Here is a 19,855-nt window from a genome sequence, read left to right as displayed (position 1 = left end):
CCTATGAAAAGCTCTCCAGATTCAAACACACAAGGTCATCAGGACGACACTCCTCGCTCAAGGCAATCTTTGGGGACCTTACTTAAAGAAGGCCGAAAAGCTAAGGGCAAATCACTTGAAGAAATCTCCCAAGCAACGGGAATCGGTTTATCAAAACTCCAAGCCTTAGAAAATGGTGAGCGAAGAGGATTGCCGGCAGATATTTTTGTTCGTGGTTTTATTCGCATGATATCTGCGCAAATCAATATAGACTCCCAAACTGCCTTAGAACTCTTTGAACGTGAATGGGGAGGGCGTGAAACATCTGATGACACGTCTCTTCTTCAAGGTGAGGCCTTTGCCAAATCTTCGGTTATCCTCAGGCGTTGGCCGGCTTTTTTATCAATCCTAATTCTTGGAACAATGATCTATCTGGCTGCAAAATTTCTCTTTCCCGCTCTTTTTATTGTTCCAACTCAACCACTCGGTGAAATATTATCGAACGAACTGCCAGAAATCAAAATTGTCTCTAATGAACAAGAGCAAAAGCCACCTGAAATAGTAGAAGAAAATAGCGCAACGCCAGTTACAAACGCTCCAGACGACACACAAGAGTATAAAAAAAAGATCGACAGAAATGAGCTCAAGGAGTCGATGCCTACAGTCATCATAGAGCAGGTTCAAGCGCCAGCAGAGAGCGAGCCTGCTGAACCGCTTACCGATCGAACCAGCGAAGTGATTGAGGCTAACCTGACAGATCCGCTTGACAGCACAGTTCAGCAAGATACAGCTGATGTCACAACTAAATCAATACCGGATATGTCAGATGAAGTAACCCACTACACCCTCAATCTCAAATTTAACGAAAGAACCTGGGTGAAGATTTCTCTTGACGGGCAGGAAGCACAGGAGGAGATTTTCAAAAGAAACTCAGAGAAAACCTGGGATGCTGATAAATCCATCGATCTGTACCTCGGCAACGCCGGTGGTGTAAAGGTCACTCTCAACGGTGAACCAATGCCTCTTAAACAGGAGTCTGGTCAAACTGTACGATTGCAGATTCCCTAATCCGCCAACCAGATTTTTTTCATGATAGGCATTCGGGTATAGCCCTATGGCGCCATCCTTCACTTGGCAACTCATGTAGGCAGTCATGAAAGTTGTGCATACAGGGTTCAGACTATGCCAATCCAGCAAACAACTGCTATCGTGATCCATGTCGCTGATCAAGGCGAATCGGACAAGCTTATAACGTTTTACAGCCCACAGAACGGCAAATTTAAGGCCATTGCTAAAGGTGCTAAACGAAGCATAAAGCGATTTGTTAATAAACTTGAACTCTTCAGCCTCGTCTCTATCTCCTACCATGATCAATACTCAATTCCATTACTTAGCGAAGCTGACCTGATCAACTGTTATCTCACCCTTCGCCACAACTACCCTGCCTACGTACAGGCAACACTCATATGCGAACTTATCCGCAACTGGACCCACGAAAACGATGGCGATGAAATTCTATTTCGCTACATTATCTGGATTTTTTCGCAATTAAACGGCAACAGCTCTAGCAACAACCACCTACTGCTTTTTCTGGTTAAATTTTACAACCAACTGGGCTACCAACCCAACATCAACTCCTGTTGCGCCTGCGGCCAATTAACTCCACAAATTGGCCCTTTCAGCTTCCGCCCTTCACTTGGAGGTATACTCTGCAGGCGATGCTCAACAGAAACTACCCCCATTATCCCACTGACAATCAGCACACTAAAACTGCTGCAAAAGGCCTTTCTTTTGCCAGCAAGCAAGCTCAACCGTCTTCACTTTACTTCAAAATCTAAGGAAGAAGCACTGCATTTCTTCAAACGATATGATCGATACCTGCTTGATCGGGAGCTTCAGTCCTGGGGCTTTATCATTTAACGGCACAGGAAAACTTTGCTTTTAACCCACTCTTTTAACGACCAAGTTCTCCTTTTAAAAATAGATTTAATACATTCTGAACTTCGCCTTTGATGTTAGGCACAATCTTGATTCCATAATAACCCAGCGCCTGCTCCGAACCGACATCAACGCCTCCACAAATTAGAGTATCAACGTTAATATCTGACAGACAACGAGCCTTTGCTGATGGCAGATCATCCTTGAGTGTAAGAATAGTCTCTTCGGATACATTCTGATCGCCCACTGTAACGATCAGGAAATCTCCTGTGCAATCAAATCGAGGTGAAACTCTATTTCCAAAAAGAGCAATGGCAGTCTTCATTCACATCCTCATTTTTTTCAATATATATTAAAAAAATCACAGCACAGATGAGAAACTATCAATATACGTACCAGATTTTTAACATGCGCACATTTTTGTAAGAGCATAGGCTGGCCGCCTACTCTTTATGTGGGTTTCACAAAAACTACATCTGATTTAGAGATAAACCTGTCTCATTTTTTACAGAAACAATCAAAGAGCAATGCTTCATTTAAAATTAAAAGCATTGCATCCTTGCAATCTTGCAATCCGCATTATTGCATTTGTGCAAGATAGCAGGGATTGAACATACCCTTGTCAAGCAGGAGATTACGTATTGAATGGTTTCGGAGCGAAAAGACAAAGAAGAAAATAACAGAGAGGAGGAGTTAAAAGCCGGCAGCTCATTAGTTGGTACTGATTTTATCGGCGGGGAAATATATTCCGTACTTTTTCATTTTACGCCAAAGCGTTGTTTTTTCAATACCTAAATATTCAGCTGTCACTCGTCGACAGCCATTAAATTTTTCTAAAGCATCCATAATCACACCAACTTCTGCGTTGGAGAAATTTACCTTCTGCTGAACGGGCTTATCATCAAGGCTTTTTTGCAGAGAGCATTCGATAAATTCGATTGGGAGATGGTGCTCCTCGATGACTTTCCCATGACAAAGCACAAAACAATACTCAATAATGTTTTCCAACTCCCTTATATTTCCGGGATAATCATACTTCATCAGGTAGTTCATCACCGTTGGCGAGCAACTCTTGATCTTCTTGGCCTTCAAACCGTTAAACTTGACAATAAAATGGTCAACCAGCAGGGGAATGTCTTCCTTGTGCTCATATAGCGGTGGCAAGGGAATTTTAATCACATTGAGACGAAAGTACAGATCATCTCGAAAATGTCCACAATCAACCAGTTCACGTAAGTGTTTATTAGTTGCGGCAACAATACGAACATCACTCTTAACGGTTACAGTTCCGCCCAGAGGCTCATACTCTTTTTCCTGTAGAACTCGTAACAGTCGGAGCTGAAGGGCTGGTGAAACGTCACCAATCTCATCAAGAAACAATGTACCTTTTTCGGCCAGAGCGAACCTTCCAGCTTTATCCTTTTTAGCACCTGTAAATGCGCCTTTCTTATAACCAAAAAGCTCAGATTCAAGCAGTGTATCGGGAAGCGCTGCACAATTTAAAGCAACAAACTTTCCCTTTCTTTCACTTAATTTATGAATTGCCTTAGCAAAAAGTTCCTTGCCCGAGCCGCTTGGCCCTTCGATTAAGACAGTAGATTCGCTTTCGGCGATATCAGGCAAGGTCGACAATATACTATGTATCTTATTGTTTTTACTAACAATATCTTCAAAGACATACTGCTTGCTGATCTCCTTTCTCAAGGTATCGATTGTCGAAATATCCCGAAACGTTGAAACACCACCAATTATTTGATCAGCTTTATTGCGCAGTACCGAAGTACTCACGGTAATTGGAACTTTACAGCCCTTGGCATTCAGAATATTAATATCGAGATTAACTATGTTTTCCCCGGTCTTAATAGACTGTTTCAGGGCACAAGTTGACTGACAGATATTGGCCCGAAAGACATCAAAGCATTTCTGGCCAATAGCGTCAGCACATGGGACACCGGTGATATCCTCAGCGGCTTTGTTGAATGACGTGATGTTGAGGTTTTGGTCTACGGTAAATACCCCATCGGCAATAGAGTCAAGAATCCACAGCCCCACCCCGTCAAAAGAAAACTCATTTCGATCAAACTTCATCATAGCAAAATCTCCAATGTGCCTAGTTTACGAGCTCATCGGTCATAAATTTTTACACTATAATTACACTATCGATAAAAACCCGTAGAAAAGCAAGCAATTATTCCTTTGGTACACTCACCCTACATGATGTTCTACAAGTCTGCATGTGGCAATTTGCCGCAGACAGATATCGTCTAACCCCAACTATTAATTGAAGATTTTCTTATTGGCATAAGCCTTGCTTTTACAAGCGAATGAAGATGCGTTTAAAGATGGCTAACACCTGATGAACACCTTACTCGCATTGCAGCCGAGTTTCTCAATTAAATGCACTAATCAATCTTCAAAAAGGGGGATCTAATGAAAAATAAACATATACCTGTTCTCATTTTCGCACTGATCTACTTTTCTCCTTTTATCTCATTTGCCATTGATAATAATGAATGTATGGAATGTCACGGCGATGAATCAATTGTAAGAACTAATTCGCACGGCAGTAATGATCAAATCAGTTTTGATTATCGCGAGTTTCAATACTCAATACACAATATCAACGGAATTGGTTGTGTTGATTGCCATTCTGACATAACAAAACTCGACATGGATAATGACCCACCTCATCCCATCGAAATGGCACAGGTCGTCTGTTCAAATTGCCATGAAGAAGAAGGAGAAAATTATGAGCGCAGCGTTCATGCCCAGGCCAACAAAAAAGGGATGAGCATTCATTGTACCGCTTGTCATAGCTATCATTTCACCAAAAGCCTGGCCAATAAACCCGTGCTTGAAAGAGAAAACGGATCATGCCTTAAATGCCACGATCCGTTTAAGTTCCACAACTGGCTTCCCCAAAAGGAGTCTCATTTCACCTATGTTGAATGTACAGTCTGTCACTCTCCAGATGCGCCACGCCATATTCATCTGAGACTCTACGACCTCGTCACAAAGTCGTTCACCAGTCCTGACACCATTTTAACTGCCCTTGATACTGATCAGGACTCTTTTATGGATTTACTCGACTCCGATGGAAGTGGCAGTCTCAGCCGCAAAGAGTTTGAAAACATGGTTTTTATTCTTAAAAGAAAAGGTATCCATGCTACATTTCACGGGGAACTCCTTTCAGAACATCAGCCTTTAATTCATCAGGTCAGCAAAGCTGCCGCTCAACGTAACTGCGAAGACTGCCACTTACCGGCATCACCATTTTTTGAAGCGGTAACACTGTTTTTTCCACACGATAACGGAACAGTAGATCATTATGTCCTTGATAGAGACGTATTGGAGACTTACACATTAAGCAACTTTTACATGCCAGGAGGAACTCGAATACGCGAGCTTGATATCATCGGAGTGTTGATGATTATTGGTGCCGTCTTCGGTATATCCGGTCATCAAATTGGCAGAATGCTTACCGTGCCCCTACGCAGAAAAAGAAATGACAAAGAAGCTGCACGTAATAATAAAAAGGAGGCCAAGCCATGAGTTCTTCGCATAAGTCAGTCTATGTGCATCACGCACCAATCAGGGTCTGGCATTGGGTTAATGCTGTGGGGTTTGTATTTTTAATCCTGACAGGAATTCAGATTCGATTTGCTGAAAACCTGCAAATCGTCTCGCTGGAAGAAGCAATTCATCTGCATAACTATGTGGGTTTCATGGTGATTCACAACTACTTCCTTTGGCTGCTGTACGGTCTGTTTTCTGGTCAAATACGCGCATATATCCCCAATCCAAAACGCTGGATAGCCAGAGCAAAATTACAGATCCGTTACTATGTTTATGGTATCTTTGTTGGTGACCCTAACCCGCATCAGATGACAGAAAAAAATAAGTTCAACGTTCTTCAACAAAAGACCTATGCAACGATTATGTTCGTATTAATTCCAGCTCAAATGTTGTCAGGTCTATTTTTATGGAAAGTCCAACAGTTTGAAAACATCATAAATATGCTGGGTGGAACTATGATAGTCAATACAGTCCATGTACTTCTTTTCTTTTTCTTTACATCGTTTATATTTGGCCATATTTATCTAGCAACCTTAGGCCATACGCCCCTTGCGCATATAAAGGCCATGTTTACAGGATACGAAGAACTTGACGAAGCATCACCAAGCACCACCAAACAACCAGTATCAGAATACTCCTGATCTGCAAGAAAAGACTATTTACCCGAAGTGCTTTACACCTGTTGTAGAGCACTTTTCTTATGTGGAATCAGATAAAGCAAGTTCATCTGGGTACTGCCAAACCTGCAACACCACCCACCACATATATCCAGGCGCAGCACTTGCCTATTGTGATCAGCTTATGTCTACCTTAGAGGAATCAAAACACATAGATTTTGCTAGTTCAACTTCTGACCCCAAACTCTCAACAGACTACCTTTTCGGTTCGGCCAGAGGGCAAATGTTTGGAGTTATGACCTGCCGACATCCAGATGGAACCGTCGGCACAATAAAGGCTTTTTCAGGTCAATACGATGGTATCTGGCAGGTTAACGGCTGGGTTCCGCCTCTGTTTAATATCCAAAAGATGGATGCTCTCTGTCGAAATGTTGAAAAAAACATTAAGAGCCTTGGGCGTGAAATTGAAGCTTTTGAACACGACTCATCAAAGCGGAATCAACTAAGGCAAGACCGTCGCCTTTTGTCTCAAAACCTCATGCGTAAAATTCACACCCTTTACCTCCTGCCTAACTTCAGAGGTGAGACAGCGGCCCTGACCGATGTTTTTCGAGGAAAAGGCAGAGGAATACCAACCGGAGTTGGTGATTGCTGCGCGCCAAAACTCTTAGGATATGCAGCAAGCAACAACCTTACTCCACTGGGCGTTGCTGAATTCTTCTGGGGGAGAACGAACCGATCAAAAAGCAAATCACACAAAAACTTTTATCCTGCCTGCCTGGAAAAATGCCAACCGATTCTTGGTTTCATGCTCTGCGGCCTCTAAAAGTAAGCGATACACAGTTATCACTTCATTTTGTTAAGAACACGCTCAATAAAAGCAACTGAGCATGGCTTAACTATATAGTCATCAGCTCCCACTTCAAAACCAACCTGTCGATCAAACTGCTGGTCCTTGGCGGTCAGCATGACGATTGTAATTTTTTTAGTATCAACGGACTGTTTAAGTTTTTTACAGACATCCCTGCCATCCATTCCCGGCATAGTGACATCAAGAAGTATCAAATCAGGCATCTCTGCTTTGGCCTTTTCGTAGGCTTCCTCACCATCATAGGCATTAAGCACCTCGTGACCCTTATTCACCAACGGCTTGGTAAATGAAATGTGAATCGTCTTATCATCGTCAGCAATCAAAATTTTCATCCCTTCCCCCTAGTATAATTTCTAAAATTCCCTCAATACACTCAAAAAAAACTCCGGCAATAAGTTGGTTTACAGCTATACCCCGATGTGTCTCTTAATCTCTGCAACTACTAGATCGAACCGAACTTTAAGTTCAGGAAATAAAGCAACAGCCTTCTCAGCCTCATTTCCCTCTCCTGCCTTTTCAATCCCGAAGGCAATCTCCTGAAAATCAAGCGCGCTGATATTTCGCCCCATACCCTTTATAAGATGGCCCAAACTTTTAATTTTTGTAAAATCCTGCTGTTCGATTATCACGGAAAGCTCATCAATTTTTCCAGGCATCTCTTCAAGAAAAGATCGAAGTACCTCATGTGCCAACTCTTCGTCTCCCCCTAATCTACCAACCAGATCATCTTTATCCAGTACAATTTGAGTCTTAGCTGCAACAGGTTCACCAGATACAGCTTCATCCGTATCACTAAGATTGCCAGTCTCACCTTCGGTCATAGGTTTTGAACAACTGAGCCATTTAGACATAATGTAAGATATTGCAGATACGCTTAATGGTTTGCTGATATAATCATCCATACCCGCATCCAGGCATTTCTCTCGATCGCCAACCAGTGCATTTGCTGTCATTGCAACAATAGGCGTCACACTCTTCTCCCCTAACAATTTTCGTATTTCTGCCGTCGCAGCATAGCCATCCATAACCGGCATCTGACAATCCATAAAAATTAGATCATACTCTGTTCCCCTAAGCGCCTCTACCGCTTCCAGTCCATTATTTACGACATCCGCCTCCACGCCGAATTTCTGTAGTAAACCACGGGCTACTTTAATATTTGTCGTATTATCCTCTGCTATCAGAATCTTTGCATAGCAATACAGTGGTGAATTTTCTGGTGTGCTGAGAGTCTTTCGTTCAATTCTGTCAAATCGCTTAGCATGGTCACTCTCAAGAGCAGTCATAATGCAATCAAACAGAGTCGATTGTTTTACTGGTTTAGTCAGAAACGCTGAAAAACCAAGCCGTTCAAGTCTAGCGGCATCTCCACGCAAACCAATATTTGACATCAGGATAAGATGCAGATCCGTCATACCCATTTCAACGACTTTTCTTGCCAGCGCCTCTCCCTCCATTGCTCTATCAAGAAATTTTTCAAAGGCTGTATCAAACTTCATGCTGGTAATGACTATCTTAAATGGTAAGTCGCTCTCTCTGGCAGCAATTAATTTTTCCACCGCCTCATCAAGATTTCCCGCCACATCTGATTTAAACTGCCATGAATCCAGAAGAGTTGAAACCCAAAGTCGATTCGTAGTATTCCCATCAACTACAAGAATATTTACCTGCTGCGGATCAACACTTTCCAGACAAGGTAGTTTTTCTTCAGAAGTCAGCTGACGATTAAAATAGGCCGTGAACCAAAAATCAGCACCACCCTCTTCTCTGTTTCCGGCATCAATTACTCCAGACATCAACTCTGTTAAACGCCTGCATATGGTCAGACCAAGGCCCGTTCCTCCAAACTTTCGGGTTACAGCCCCATCCGCTTGGGTAAACGGATTAAAAAGCTCAGAAACTTTTCCTTCAGGGAGACCAATCCCAGTATCAGAAACAGTAAAGCGTAAACCAACAACATCATCAATTTCTTCTTCAACAGTCACCGAAACAACAACCTCACCAGCATTAGTAAATTTTATAGCATTACCAACAAGGTTAATAATAATCTGTCGAAGACGTCCCGGATCACCTACAAGCTTGGAGGGTACTTTCGGTAAAACCTGACAGACAAATTCAAGATTTTTCTCATGAGCCTGAAACGCCAGAATATCACTGATTGAATCCATCACTTCACGTAAATCAAAATCTATTTTTTCAAGTTCAAGTTTTCCTGCATCAATTTTTGAGAAGTCCAAGATATCGTTAATAATGGTAAGCAGCGCCTCCGAGCTGTTTTCGATTGTTTCCAGGTAATCACGTTGCTCCTTATCCAAGGCCGTATCTTTCAACAATTCAACCATGCCAACAACTCCGTTCATGGGCGTTCTAATCTCGTGACTCATGTTGGCCAGAAATTCACTCTTGGCTAGTGCGGCTTTTTGCGCAGTTATTCGTGCCTTATCCAACTCTTTTGCCCTGGAAGACAGAATTGACATCATTGTATTGAAATATTCACCTATTGATGAGATCGGATCGTCGGTAGCATTGAGATAGACTTTACATTTCTCACAATTGCGTATTTTCTTACTGACATCTGTTGCAAAACCGCCATCACAAAAAGTGCCTACTTGCAGCCAGCAGCGAAGGTCATCAGACATATACGACGGACAATCACATTTTTCACAGCCCTTCTCCTCCCAACATTTCATAAGACTCTGATTTTTGAAACGCACATTGCTGTCAGTGTAGGAGCTCTTCATGAGCTCACGGACCTCATTATTTGCCCACTCCAGCTTCACCTTATCAATGCTCAGTTTATCGGCTGTCTCTTTGAGATGTAACTCTGTCTCAGCACGGATCTGCACCTCCTTGTATAGCCGTTCATTGATAACTTCCAACTCATTTGTCCGTTCCTTTACCTTTTCTTTAAGACCCGCAGAGTATTCAGCAAGTTTCAACTCCGTCTTTTTACGATCAGTAATGTCGGACAAAACAAGAACAATATTCTTCTTACCTTCAAGACTGACAGTCTCCACATTAATTTCCAGCCATGGTGTAGTCGTCTTCCCATCATCATTTTCATGGGTTACCTGGATCTCCATCTTCCGAACAGAACTACCTGTCATCAAAACATATTTCAAGGCATCGATTAACTGACAGCCCTTGCATGAATCAGTACTGCCACAAGGTAGTGTTTTGGCATTAACACAACAAAAAGCATTACCCGGACGCTTAGTGATCATAGCAGCGTGTGTATTATTGAAAAGTGCCTCCGCAGCACTGTTTACACGGAGCACCAAGTAGTTCTCATCAAAAAAGACCATACCAACGGGAGCCGACCCAAAAATGGCTTCGAGGCTGTTTTGCCTCTGCTCACTTTCCTTTTCTGCCTCCTGCCGTCTGAGGAACATGACATTGAAATTATTAGTAAGTTCGCCAAGCTCATCCATTGAGTTAATGCGCAATGGGTCACGCAGTTGGCCGGTACTCATTTTTTGGGTTGCAACTATAAGCGCCTCAATCGGCTGGGTGAACTTGCGTGAAATTAACCGGATAACGATAAGGGCAGACAACAGCATTATTCCCGCAAGAATCAACATATTACCAAGCAGTTTCCTGGCGCCAGCTGTTACAGAGTTAATTGGGAAACGAGCAATAACCGATAAACGTTCTGTCGTGTTCTTTAATGCAACAGGCTGAAACAGTTCAAAATGTTCATCCTCAAACACGCCTGTCTGTACCTCTCCTTTAAGCAACCGAAGATCGCGGTCCAAATCGTCTGCTCCTACCCTTCCGATATTAAGACCAATATGTTGCGGGTTTTCGGAATCAGCAAGTATCAAACCAGTTTCAGAAACAATCGAAACCGTTGTACCCTGTTCAAAGTTTTTTGAATTAACAGGCAAGGTCTGCAGAAAAACAGGATCTATTACAACACCAACGACACCCAGGAATTGACCTTTAAACACAATTGGAACAGCTAATGAAAAATCTGTTAACCGCTTACCTTCTTGTGATCTTGAAGGGATTATCAGATGCTCCAGTGTATTTTTAGGATGAAAATATTTATGCCCTACCTGATTTGTCTCTGTCAGGTGAATTTTGGCCGTTGTAAGTTCGAGTGAACCGTCGGAATTTCTTTGCCAATAAGGACTGAATCTCCCTGTTGCATCACTGCCCTGTTGACCTCTATTAGCAAAATCAAAATTATCAAAGGCATCCGGCTCCCAAACGGTATAGACCGCTGAAAGATTTTCATGTTCAACGAGAATATTTGCCAACATGTCGATAGCAGTTTCACGGGTAAGCTTAAAGTTTGATTCATAGTGATTCGCCCCGGCAAATGAATCGGCCATTGCTGACGCAGTTTCATGAAAATGGGCAATATTCATTTGAATTTTATCTGCAAACGACTGCGAAGAATTAGCTGCCGATTTCTCGGCAACTTTTATGGCTTGCTGGCGAATTGTAATAATCGAATAGGTGATTACTAGACCAAGTGAAAATACAAGGCAGGCGCCAACGGTTAATGTCAGCTTATCTTTGATCGAAAAAAATTTCATAAATTTTCAGGCGGGCAATCATAACAATGCAGTTCATTTTCCGACAATGGCTTAGAAATTCTACAGAACTTTTTCAAACGAATATCCATCATCCTACATTGTGTTATAATTTGTCAAATATATTTGTAACCCGTTTCACAACTCAACTTTGTATAAAAAAGAGACAGATGTCGTCATTTTGAGTAAGAATTATACACATTTGTAATCCTGGTGATCTCTTCTCAACCCGCAAAAATGCACGATTCTCCCTCAAAACAATTAATCTTACAATAAAATCAGATTTGGCACGCAGCTTGTATTGTTATGCCCGCATCTAGATGAGTTACCACTTAGGATAATACTAAAATCAGGAGTCAGAAATGTTGACGATCTGCTGTGTTTGCAACAAAACAAAAGAGAAATCAAAATGGTTAGAGCAACCACTTCCGGAAAACACTACTTTTTCGCATGGTTATTGCCCTCAATGCTACCATGATCAGATGAAGAAAATAATTAGTTTCCTAAAGAAAAACCAGAATTGATGTGAGAAATCACTGGTGAGCCCTGCCTTTCAACCTTAGCTCAACCAACTAATCGCCACACAAAAATATTTTTAACGATCTCCTCATCAATGGCAAGTTCAGTGTTCTCAAATTTAATGCAGAATGCGGGGCTTTTTCTGTGAACAGTAACCACAACACCAGGGTTTAGACCAAAGGAGATAAGCTGATGCAGATTGGAGTGACTGCCAGGCTTTATGTAGGTAATCTTGCCCTTCTCACCTGGTGCAAGTGTATTTAAACTGACAACCGTATTATTAACCACCTTCACACCACGGTCACAGCACCTCCCCTTTGGGATTGGTTTTCCATCTGGACAAACTTCAGGATGCCCCAACAGAATACAGATTGATTCTTCTACTTCCGGTTGCAGACAGTGCTCTACCTGACAGGCAATCTTCTCCATTTCAGAACTCTTCACTTTTAAAATACTGGTCACAAGAACTTCAGCCAAACGATGCCTGCGCATAATGCTTTGAGCAACCTCTTTTCCCTTACTGGAGAAAAAGACCTTGTCATCATCTTTGACAATCATCCCTTCTTTTACTAATTCGATCAAATCCTCATCACTGAAATCAACCGCACATCTCTTGTTGATCGCTTCAACTGAAAAATTATTGTTTTCACCAGCAGCCCAGATCGCTTCGAGAATTTCTTCAAATTTCTCATCCATAATAACAGTTCCCGTATGTTCAGTTCGCTTATTAGAAGCCTTTCGCAATCTGCTGAAAGCTTATTAAGACATCAAGTAAATGTAATGCCCACAACAAGGCAAAAGTGATTTACAATACTGCCAAGAACAATGGCATAAGCAACAACTGCAACCATAATAGTTGACGCTGCACGCCCGCCGCGCTCTTTAAATAATACAATAATGGCATTTATACATGGAGCGATAAATGTCATAACCAGTAGATTAACAACGAGCTGTAAGTTTGTGTAGGTGCTGCTTAAGTGTTGAAGTTCCACTGCTCCAGACTCACGCCGTATCATTGTTTTGATGAATACCTGAATACTCTGCTCAGGAAGCCCCATCACCCTACCAATTATGGGACCAAATGTATTCTCAAGCATCTCAAGACCACCAATTCTTTGAAAAATAAAAACCGCCACCGAGGCATAAATAAAAACCGGGACAGCCTCCTTCATAAAGAAAAGCGACTTAATAGCTGACATCTTGACCACCGCCTGCAATTTAGGAATTCTCATTGGTGGAATTTCAAGCAATAATGGAGTCCGTCTGCCACGCAAAAATTTATTGGCCAGAAACCCGGCAATTAAAATTTGCAACAAGATCAGGCCAAAAACCGTAAAAGCCGCCGAAGCAGGCATTTTATCTAGAATAATCAACATGACAGCTATCAGAGGGGCGCAAGGCATACACAGGAACAACAAAAAGCAGGAAATATTTTTTTCTTTATCGGTGTTAAGCACCCTGGTTGTCAACAAGGCCATCGTTACGCACGAAAAGCCCATAACCAAAGGAATAACTCCTTTTCCGTTAAGACCTATCAGCTGAAAAACCCGATCAAGCAAAATTGAGATACGCGGCAGATAGCCAGAATCTTCCAATATTCCAAAGGCGATGTAAAAACAAAAAATTACCGGTAAAACTAACCCCAACGCCAGAAAGACACCCGTTGGTAAAACGCCAAAATCGGGGTCAATAATCATATCTCGCAAAAATTCGTTAGGCAGATACTGAACAATTTTTGTTGTCCAGGGGATAATCAGCCCCTCAAAGACGATGCCATTTATTGAATCAACTAAAAAGGTTGCACCAAATGAACCCACGAAAAAATACATTGCGGCGATTACTGCCAGGGCAATTGGCACCCCAGTTGAAGTTTTTGTACACCAATCGCCAAATTTTAAGATGAATGGATTTTTGGTCTTGGGCTCGACATCCTGAACGATAGCCGTAATCCTGGCAGCTTCTTTATGGTATTGATTGCCAAGCACAATTTCAATGTCAGCTGAACCTTCCTGCCTGTAGTGCTTAGCCAACTGTCGCACCTGCGCTAGCGTTCCCTCCCCAAACGTATCTTTAATGTATTGTTCACTGCCCCGATCACCTGTAAGGATCAAAAGCCCTAGCGCCCTCGATGAAAGCAGATCTGGCGACAACAACTTATGAACCAGTTCAAGAAACTTTTCTATTTTATCTGAATATCGCATGACTGCTTGCACTGGACGAATTTTTCCCAGGCCAGAAATCAGTTCAGTAACACCTATACCTTCCCTGGCGATAGTCGTACATATCTCCATGCCAAGCTCTTCTGAAAGTTTCTGATAGTCAATTTCAATACCACGCGATGCTGCCTCATCAATCATATTGACAACAAAGAGCATTGGCAGACCGTATTCTGCGTATTGCAGGGCAATAGCTATGGAACGTTTTAAATTCTTGGCATCAGCTACCAGAATGATAGCTTTTCCGGCATCCTGGAGTTTGGGAGACAAAAGAATATCGCGTGATGCCCTCTCATCTTCATTGGCGGAAAAAATTGAGTGAATACCTGGTGTGTCAAAAACCCTGGCACCAGTTGATTTGATCCGACCACTTTTTACCGCAACAGTAATTCCGGGAATATTAACACTGGCAGCTTTAACTCCTCTGATTCTAGCAAAGAGGGTTGACTTACCAACATTCATATTGCCAACAATGACATAGTTTTTCTGCACAGAACCGCTTTCAATCGGGCTCAAATCAAGTGGATCACAGTTACAGGAGTGGCAAGTATCACAATTTTTCATTGGTGAATATGGTCATTAGAGTAATAGATTTGGCTATATTACGAATTATCGGCAGGGTTAAAATGTTAGCCGCAACTAACTTTTAATACAATATGCAAACTTATTTGTCCACCACAAACTAGCTTGGTTTGACTTATTTTGTTTATGGTGCTACCTTACAGTCCAAAAGTTTAATCATCCACTTAATTATAAGGACGGTTACAATGCCCAAGGAGTTGCCTCTCTCAGAAAATCTTGAGGATTATCTTGAAGTTATACTGGAACTTGAAAAATCAAATAAGGTGGCAAGAGCAAAAGACATTGCTGATAAAATCGGGGTACAAAGTGCGTCGGTAACGGGAGCTCTTAAATCTCTGGAAAAGAAGGGTTTGATTAATTACGAGCCCTACAGCTTTGTTACCTTGACCAGTAAAGGTGAAAAGATTGCCAGACAAATCACCAGAAACCATAGTGTGCTTGAAAATTTTCTGATCAATGTTCTCCAAATTGATAAAAAAACCGCTAACGAAACCGCCTGCCGCATGGAACATGCGATTACCGAAGAGGCAACAGAACGTCTAGTTAGCTTTATTGATTTTATTTATAACTGCCCGAAAGCAGGCGAAGGCTGGATCCAGTCCTTCACTGTTGAATGCGCAAAAGGCGGGCGTGATTGGCAGAAATGCACAAAATGTATTGAAACATGCAGCAAAAACCATTTGGAAGCGGCCCCCAAATAACATACCCAGTTCATAACGATGCATTCAAGTCAGTATTACAGAGATATTCCCACACCATGCCCCTGATACATGAACTCTATCACAGTGATTTTCACACTAAACTGTTCACTGCCCATCAGCTTTTCCATGATTCCGGGGTAGCACTCTGCGCCATTCCTCATATTCACCAAGGCCTCATCACCCTTGAACGGCAGGCTACAACACTTCAGGAACAGATGCTCTCCCTCAACGTTGGTCACCTTTGCTCAAGTTGCGCACTCAAAGCTGGCGGTGGTTGTTGCAGTTTATATATGGCAGATGAAAACGATGCCGTTCTTTTGCTGATTAATCTTTTAACCGGCCACCTGGTATCTGTCCAGAAAGATGATGATTATGAATGTTATCTTCTTGGCCCCAAAGGCTGCATTTTGAGGTTTAAGCCGATATTCTGTCTGAATTATAACTGCCAGGCCATCAAGGTTCACACCAATGCCGCCATCTTAGCTTCATACCTGGCAGCCTCCGCCCAATTGCTGCAGCAACAATGGCTGGTTGAGCAACTCATCCTTACCTATCTTATGCAGACCCAGAAAAAATTATATTAACCCCTATCCCAATTTCTTACACTCTGCCTATCTTGCACTGCCGGCGAGGAATTTAACAAAAGATTGACACATTTTCGGAAAAACAGTATGGGATGCCAATTGGATTCTCATCTATAATGGGCGGCTGTCCAAATTTTCGAATTGCATGGCATCCTGATTGAGTTGTAATGAGCTGAGGATCCTTGGCTGATAATCAGCAATTTGGACGTTTTGGTCGCGTTTTTTTGAGCGGCGAAGATGAGAAAATGGATTTTTTTTCTCCTGGTCCAACGCTGAATAAGAAATTACGTATCATCCATCACTATCCATTCCCCCACAACCAACCAATTTTAAAGAGATACCCTATGTTGCCAGCCAGCAAAGCGGCGCAGGACCTGGAAAGTATGCTTCAGGCCAATCGGAAGGAGTTCGACCTTGATTACGACACCTTGCATTGGATTCGACCGGAGCAGGTTTTGGCTGCTGAGGAGAGGCGTCGTGAATTGCTGACCAGACTTGCCGGTTCGGTGGGTTCCTGCTGCGGCGGCGCCAAACTTTTTACCCGGGACCTGTCGCCGGGCTGCCGCCTTTGCACCGAGGGTCTTTGGTCGTGCCTGTTCATCAACGGCATCTGCAACGGCCGCTGCTTTTACTGCCCTGCCGATCAGACCAGAAAGGGTGAGCCAACGACCAACACCCTGCAGTTTCCGGTGGTCCGTGATTTTGTGGAGTATCTCGCTGTCTTTGGGATTCGGGGTGTTGGCTTCAGTGGCGGCGAGCCGTTGATGACTCTGGATCGGACATTGAGCTATCTCGGCGCGGTAAAGAAGCGTTTCGGTAACTCTGTTCATGCCTGGATGTACACCAATGGCATGCTGCTCACCGAGGATATACTCATGCGCCTCAAGGATGCGGGACTTGACGAGATCCGTTTCGACATTAGCGCTGACCGATACAGCCTCGCTAAGGTTGCCTTGGCGGTGGGGGAAATTACCACTGTGACCATCGAGATTCCGGCAGTGCCGGAAGACCGGCAGATCCTGCAGCAGGCCATGCTGGAGATGAACGACCTCGGTGTCAACCACCTTAACCTCCACCAACTTCGGCTGACTCCTTTCAACCGACATAATCTCGCACCACGACCCTACACTTTTCTGCACGGGCCCAAGGTGACAGTACTCGAATCCGAACAAGCCGCACTGGAGATGCTCGGCTTTGCCTTGGACAAGGGGTTTGCCACCGGCGTCAACTACTGCTCCTTCATCTATCGGCATCGTTATCAGACCTTGGGATCAAGGCGACGGGCCACCACCTTGCTCGGCAAGGCATATGAGTCAGTGACCGGCACCGGCCATCTACGCAACCTGATGGTATTCGGCGACCCCGGCCGCCTTGAGGATCTGGCGGCATCGTTTACCGCCTCCGGCCATTCGCCGTCACTTTGGTCGCTCAACGGCCAAAAAACACGGCTGACCATTCACGAAAGCCTGTTGCCCCTTGTAAATCAGGAACAGTTCTCCTTCAAGGTCACCTATCATACGGCGGCGATCAAGTCATCAATTTCCTATCAAAATTCGTACAGGGAAGTGGCATTGGGTAAAAAACGAAAAGTCGTGGTGGAGCGTCGGGCGGCAACCGGCGAAATCCACTTGGACAACGAAGCGCTTCATGCACTCCGAGAAGGCCACGCTACTTCAGAAGGCGCGGCGGCCTGGCAGGATATCAGTGACTACGAAGAGCCCGGATCAGGACTGCTGGCTTATTTTTGACAAGAAAGCCTCAAATTCCGCTTCCACATAGAAGGCCCGTTCGAAGAACAGGCCCGACGGCGATGCCGTGAATCGGGACGGGATGTCGGATGGCTGTTCGAAAAAGGCACCGACCTCCGCAGGTGTCAGGTGATGGCGCCCCACCTCCACCAGAATCCCGGCCAACCGGCGGATCATCTTCCAGAGAAAGTGCGAACCCACGATGCGAATGGTGATCAGGTCTTCCGTTTCTTTTAGAAGGGCTGCATTGATCATGACCTTGGTGGACTTCTTGAGTTCCTGCTTTTCGGCAAAAGATACAAAGTCGTGCATACCGACAAAAAGTTGCAATGTCTCGGCCATGGCCAGTGTGTCGAGCTGGTCGCGTACCCACCAAACATATCTCCGCTGGAAGGCGGTCTTTCGTTTGGCAATCTGATAGAGATAGCTCCGGCCAATGCAATGGTGCCGGGCATGGAATTGCGGGTGGCATGGTTCAACCCCGAGCAGGACGATATTGGTCGGCAGCAGTTCGTTCATTTCCGTGAGGATAGCAGCGGGCGGCAGGGAGGTAGTGGTTTCCATGTGCGCGACATACTGCAAGGCATGCACCCCGGCGTCTGTCCTGCCGTTGCCCTGGATGTCGATTTCCGGATCATTAAAGAGAGCGGCACCCACCTCCAACAGTGATCCTTGGATGGTGCGGGCGTCATTCTGTTTCTGCCAGCCGCTGAACCGGGTGCCATCGTATTCCATGGTAAGTTTGAAGCGTTTTCGTGGTAGGCTGTTCTTCATGGGGGGGGGTAGGTCCGCTTTATGATGGATTGAAAAAAATTAAGAAAGGTTGCTATACATTTTTTTGCCCCTTTTTTCAATACAATACGCTTGAAGGTAAGGTGGGTGCCGCTCCTCTTTGATCCGATTGACACGGGAAAATCCGCGAGCTATGTTCACCAGAAATTACAATGGAAAAGGCAGTGCCCTTTTCACATGATTCACTTCCAACTGCTTGGGGAACAGAAATACACCTACAGTTCGGACAACTTCTTTAACGAGGAAAACCATGCGTCTCTGCGTCACCTGTGCCGGGAAGGGCACAACATGCTGTGAATTCCGTGACATCCTTTTGAGTGCCGGAGATCTGCGGCGGATAACCGACCATACAGCAGCCGTTGATTTTTTTGAGCAGCGCGTTCCACTTGTCGCTGCTTACCTGGATCAGGATGATGATCCGAACTGGAACATCTATACCCTGCAACTGGATGGCGCCCGGCGAGTGGTTAAACATGCACAGCCTGCCTCTGGAGCCTGCTGGTTTCTGACAGAGTCGGGCTGTCGGCTCCCTGAGGATATCAGGCCGCTGGTCTGTCGCCTGCATCCCATGGAGTACACCGAGGAACGGCTCACGGGACTCTCCCCGGAATGTCCGGTGGATTATCTGCCAACTGAGGAAACTCTACTGACGAATCTTGAAATGGATCCGGCCATTGCCGAAGTCTGGCGGCGACAGCTCTATGACGAACTGCGCACCGAACTGTGGCAGCGCCCCAAGGCCGCCTGATATTTAATTGCTCCTAGGAGGCTGTCCGAGAATAGCAATTTCTTCTCAAATCGAGGCATTTTGAAGAAATAAGCACAGTCATATAGTTGATATTACGAGCATTATTTTTTCAAAACAACAATGAGTTGGGGAAAAAGGGCATTCTCGGACAACCTCCTAGAGGGTGAGGAGAGCCTTTTGCGGATATGGATGTCCAGTTCCCTTGACGGATGTGCATCTTCATTTTCGGTCTTCATTTTCGGGCGTTCATTTTCGGGCGTCATTTTCGGGGTCGGACCGAGCTAATTTCCTGTAATATCATTATAAATGCCCCAACAATGCATGTTTTCTGGCCTTAAACGGTCATTTTCAGGCGTGAAATGGGTGCTGTAAGGGATGTTAAGTTCTCGGCATTTTCCTTAACGGTTCATTTTTGATATCAAAATCGACCTTCTAAGGGTGAT

The 19,855-nt window shown here is 44.1% G+C and carries 16 protein-coding genes; 9 read left to right on the top strand and 7 right to left on the bottom strand.

All coding sequences use genetic code 11. The features are described from left to right. Positions 1-3 precede the first annotated feature (3 nt). Positions 4-1,047 (top strand): DUF4115 domain-containing protein, encoded by a 1,044-nt coding sequence (locus tag HQK80_04045; protein MBF0221397.1) that lies wholly within the window; start codon positions 4-6, stop codon positions 1,045-1,047. Between the two features lie 114 nt (positions 1,048-1,161). Further along, positions 1,162-1,899, top strand: a complete 738-nt coding sequence (recO, locus tag HQK80_04040; protein MBF0221396.1) for a DNA repair protein RecO — start codon at positions 1,162-1,164, stop codon at positions 1,897-1,899. A 34-nt stretch (positions 1,900-1,933) separates the two neighbouring features. Here the strand turns inward: recO and HQK80_04035 are convergent, their stop codons facing one another. After that, on the bottom strand, positions 1,934-2,242 hold the full coding sequence (locus tag HQK80_04035) for a NifB/NifX family molybdenum-iron cluster-binding protein (GenBank protein MBF0221395.1): 309 nt from the start codon (positions 2,240-2,242) through the stop codon (positions 1,934-1,936). Positions 2,243-2,628: 386 nt separating this feature from the next. Beyond that, the gene (locus HQK80_04030) at positions 2,629-4,005 is read right to left on the bottom strand and encodes a sigma 54-interacting transcriptional regulator (GenBank protein MBF0221394.1); all 1,377 of its coding nucleotides are present in this window, start codon (positions 4,003-4,005) and stop codon (positions 2,629-2,631) included. A gap of 342 nt (positions 4,006-4,347) precedes the next feature. Between HQK80_04030 and HQK80_04025 the strand changes: the two genes are divergently transcribed. The 3 genes from HQK80_04025 (at position 4,348) to HQK80_04015 (ending at position 6,936) form a co-directional block, all read left to right on the top strand. After that, on the top strand, positions 4,348-5,469 hold the full coding sequence (locus HQK80_04025) for a hypothetical protein (GenBank protein MBF0221393.1): 1,122 nt from the start codon (positions 4,348-4,350) through the stop codon (positions 5,467-5,469). After that, positions 5,466-6,134, top strand: coding sequence for a cytochrome b/b6 domain-containing protein (locus HQK80_04020; protein MBF0221392.1), 669 nt, complete (start codon positions 5,466-5,468; stop codon positions 6,132-6,134). Before HQK80_04025 ends, HQK80_04020 begins: the two co-directional genes overlap by 4 nt. Before the next feature lie 61 nt (positions 6,135-6,195). Then, positions 6,196-6,936, top strand: a complete 741-nt coding sequence (locus tag HQK80_04015) for a hypothetical protein (protein ID MBF0221391.1) — start codon at positions 6,196-6,198, stop codon at positions 6,934-6,936. A 20-nt stretch (positions 6,937-6,956) separates the two neighbouring features. Here the strand turns inward: HQK80_04015 and HQK80_04010 are convergent, their stop codons facing one another. The 4 genes from HQK80_04010 to HQK80_03995 all read right to left on the bottom strand — a co-directional run bounded on the left by HQK80_04010 (position 6,957) and on the right by HQK80_03995 (position 14,821). Further along, a complete protein-coding gene (locus tag HQK80_04010) occupies positions 6,957-7,313 on the bottom strand; it encodes a response regulator (GenBank protein MBF0221390.1) in 357 nt (118 codons plus the stop codon). 75 nt (positions 7,314-7,388) lie between these two features. Next, positions 7,389-11,525: a response regulator gene (locus tag HQK80_04005; protein MBF0221389.1), complete on the bottom strand. Its 4,137-nt coding sequence runs from the start codon at positions 11,523-11,525 to the stop codon at positions 7,389-7,391. A 561-nt stretch (positions 11,526-12,086) separates the two neighbouring features. Continuing rightward, a complete protein-coding gene (locus tag HQK80_04000) occupies positions 12,087-12,737 on the bottom strand; it encodes a metal-dependent transcriptional regulator (GenBank protein MBF0221388.1) in 651 nt (216 codons plus the stop codon). A 71-nt stretch (positions 12,738-12,808) separates the two neighbouring features. Further along, positions 12,809-14,821 carry a ferrous iron transporter B gene (locus HQK80_03995; protein MBF0221387.1) on the bottom strand — a complete coding sequence of 671 codons (2,013 nt, stop codon included), beginning with the start codon at positions 14,819-14,821 and terminating at the stop codon, positions 12,809-12,811. A 203-nt stretch (positions 14,822-15,024) separates the two neighbouring features. On the opposite strand from HQK80_03995, the gene HQK80_03990 reads away from it, so the two are divergent. The 3 genes from HQK80_03990 to HQK80_03980 all read left to right on the top strand — a co-directional run bounded on the left by HQK80_03990 (position 15,025) and on the right by HQK80_03980 (position 17,872). Further along, positions 15,025-15,540, top strand: coding sequence for a metal-dependent transcriptional regulator (locus HQK80_03990; GenBank protein MBF0221386.1), 516 nt, complete (start codon positions 15,025-15,027; stop codon positions 15,538-15,540). A 56-nt stretch (positions 15,541-15,596) separates the two neighbouring features. After that, complete coding sequence (locus tag HQK80_03985) at positions 15,597-16,124, top strand: hypothetical protein (GenBank protein ID MBF0221385.1); 528 nt, start codon at positions 15,597-15,599, stop codon at positions 16,122-16,124. Between the two features lie 182 nt (positions 16,125-16,306). Further along, a complete protein-coding gene (locus HQK80_03980) occupies positions 16,307-17,872 on the top strand; it encodes a radical SAM protein (protein MBF0221384.1) in 1,566 nt (521 codons plus the stop codon). Here HQK80_03980 and truA read toward each other — a convergent pair. Next, positions 17,849-18,646, bottom strand: a complete 798-nt coding sequence (truA, locus tag HQK80_03975) for a tRNA pseudouridine(38-40) synthase TruA (protein ID MBF0221383.1) — start codon at positions 18,644-18,646, stop codon at positions 17,849-17,851. The two genes, HQK80_03980 and truA, sit on opposite strands and share 24 nt — an antisense overlap. 268 nt (positions 18,647-18,914) lie before the next feature. On the opposite strand from truA, the gene HQK80_03970 reads away from it, so the two are divergent. Then, positions 18,915-19,412 carry a YkgJ family cysteine cluster protein gene (locus HQK80_03970; protein MBF0221382.1) on the top strand — a complete coding sequence of 166 codons (498 nt, stop codon included), beginning with the start codon at positions 18,915-18,917 and terminating at the stop codon, positions 19,410-19,412. The last annotated feature ends 443 nt before the right edge of the window (positions 19,413-19,855 follow it).

It is taken from the genome of Desulfobulbaceae bacterium (genome assembly GCA_015231515.1).
Lineage (GTDB): Bacteria > Desulfobacterota > Desulfobulbia > Desulfobulbales > VMSU01 > JADGBM01.
The sequence above is the reverse complement of the archived record's forward strand: the minus strand, read 5'-3'. Positions and strand labels throughout refer to the sequence as shown.

Coding starts and splice junctions, on each gene's coding strand:
- HQK80_04045 (MBF0221397.1), top strand. CDS start 4: ATGAAAAGCTCTCCAGATTCAAACACACAAGGTCATCAGGACGACACT.
- recO (MBF0221396.1), top strand. CDS start 1,162: ATGCCAATCCAGCAAACAACTGCTATCGTGATCCATGTCGCTGATCAA.
- HQK80_04035 (MBF0221395.1), bottom strand. CDS start 2,242: ATGAAGACTGCCATTGCTCTTTTTGGAAATAGAGTTTCACCTCGATTT.
- HQK80_04030 (MBF0221394.1), bottom strand. CDS start 4,005: ATGAAGTTTGATCGAAATGAGTTTTCTTTTGACGGGGTGGGGCTGTGG.
- HQK80_04025 (MBF0221393.1), top strand. CDS start 4,348: ATGAAAAATAAACATATACCTGTTCTCATTTTCGCACTGATCTACTTT.
- HQK80_04020 (MBF0221392.1), top strand. CDS start 5,466: ATGAGTTCTTCGCATAAGTCAGTCTATGTGCATCACGCACCAATCAGG.
- HQK80_04010 (MBF0221390.1), bottom strand. CDS start 7,313: ATGAAAATTTTGATTGCTGACGATGATAAGACGATTCACATTTCATTT.
- HQK80_04005 (MBF0221389.1), bottom strand. CDS start 11,525: ATGAAATTTTTTTCGATCAAAGATAAGCTGACATTAACCGTTGGCGCC.
- HQK80_04000 (MBF0221388.1), bottom strand. CDS start 12,737: ATGGATGAGAAATTTGAAGAAATTCTCGAAGCGATCTGGGCTGCTGGT.
- HQK80_03995 (MBF0221387.1), bottom strand. CDS start 14,821: ATGAAAAATTGTGATACTTGCCACTCCTGTAACTGTGATCCACTTGAT.
- HQK80_03990 (MBF0221386.1), top strand. CDS start 15,025: ATGCCCAAGGAGTTGCCTCTCTCAGAAAATCTTGAGGATTATCTTGAA.
- HQK80_03985 (MBF0221385.1), top strand. CDS start 15,597: ATGCCCCTGATACATGAACTCTATCACAGTGATTTTCACACTAAACTG.
- truA (MBF0221383.1), bottom strand. CDS start 18,646: ATGAAGAACAGCCTACCACGAAAACGCTTCAAACTTACCATGGAATAC.
- HQK80_03970 (MBF0221382.1), top strand. CDS start 18,915: ATGCGTCTCTGCGTCACCTGTGCCGGGAAGGGCACAACATGCTGTGAA.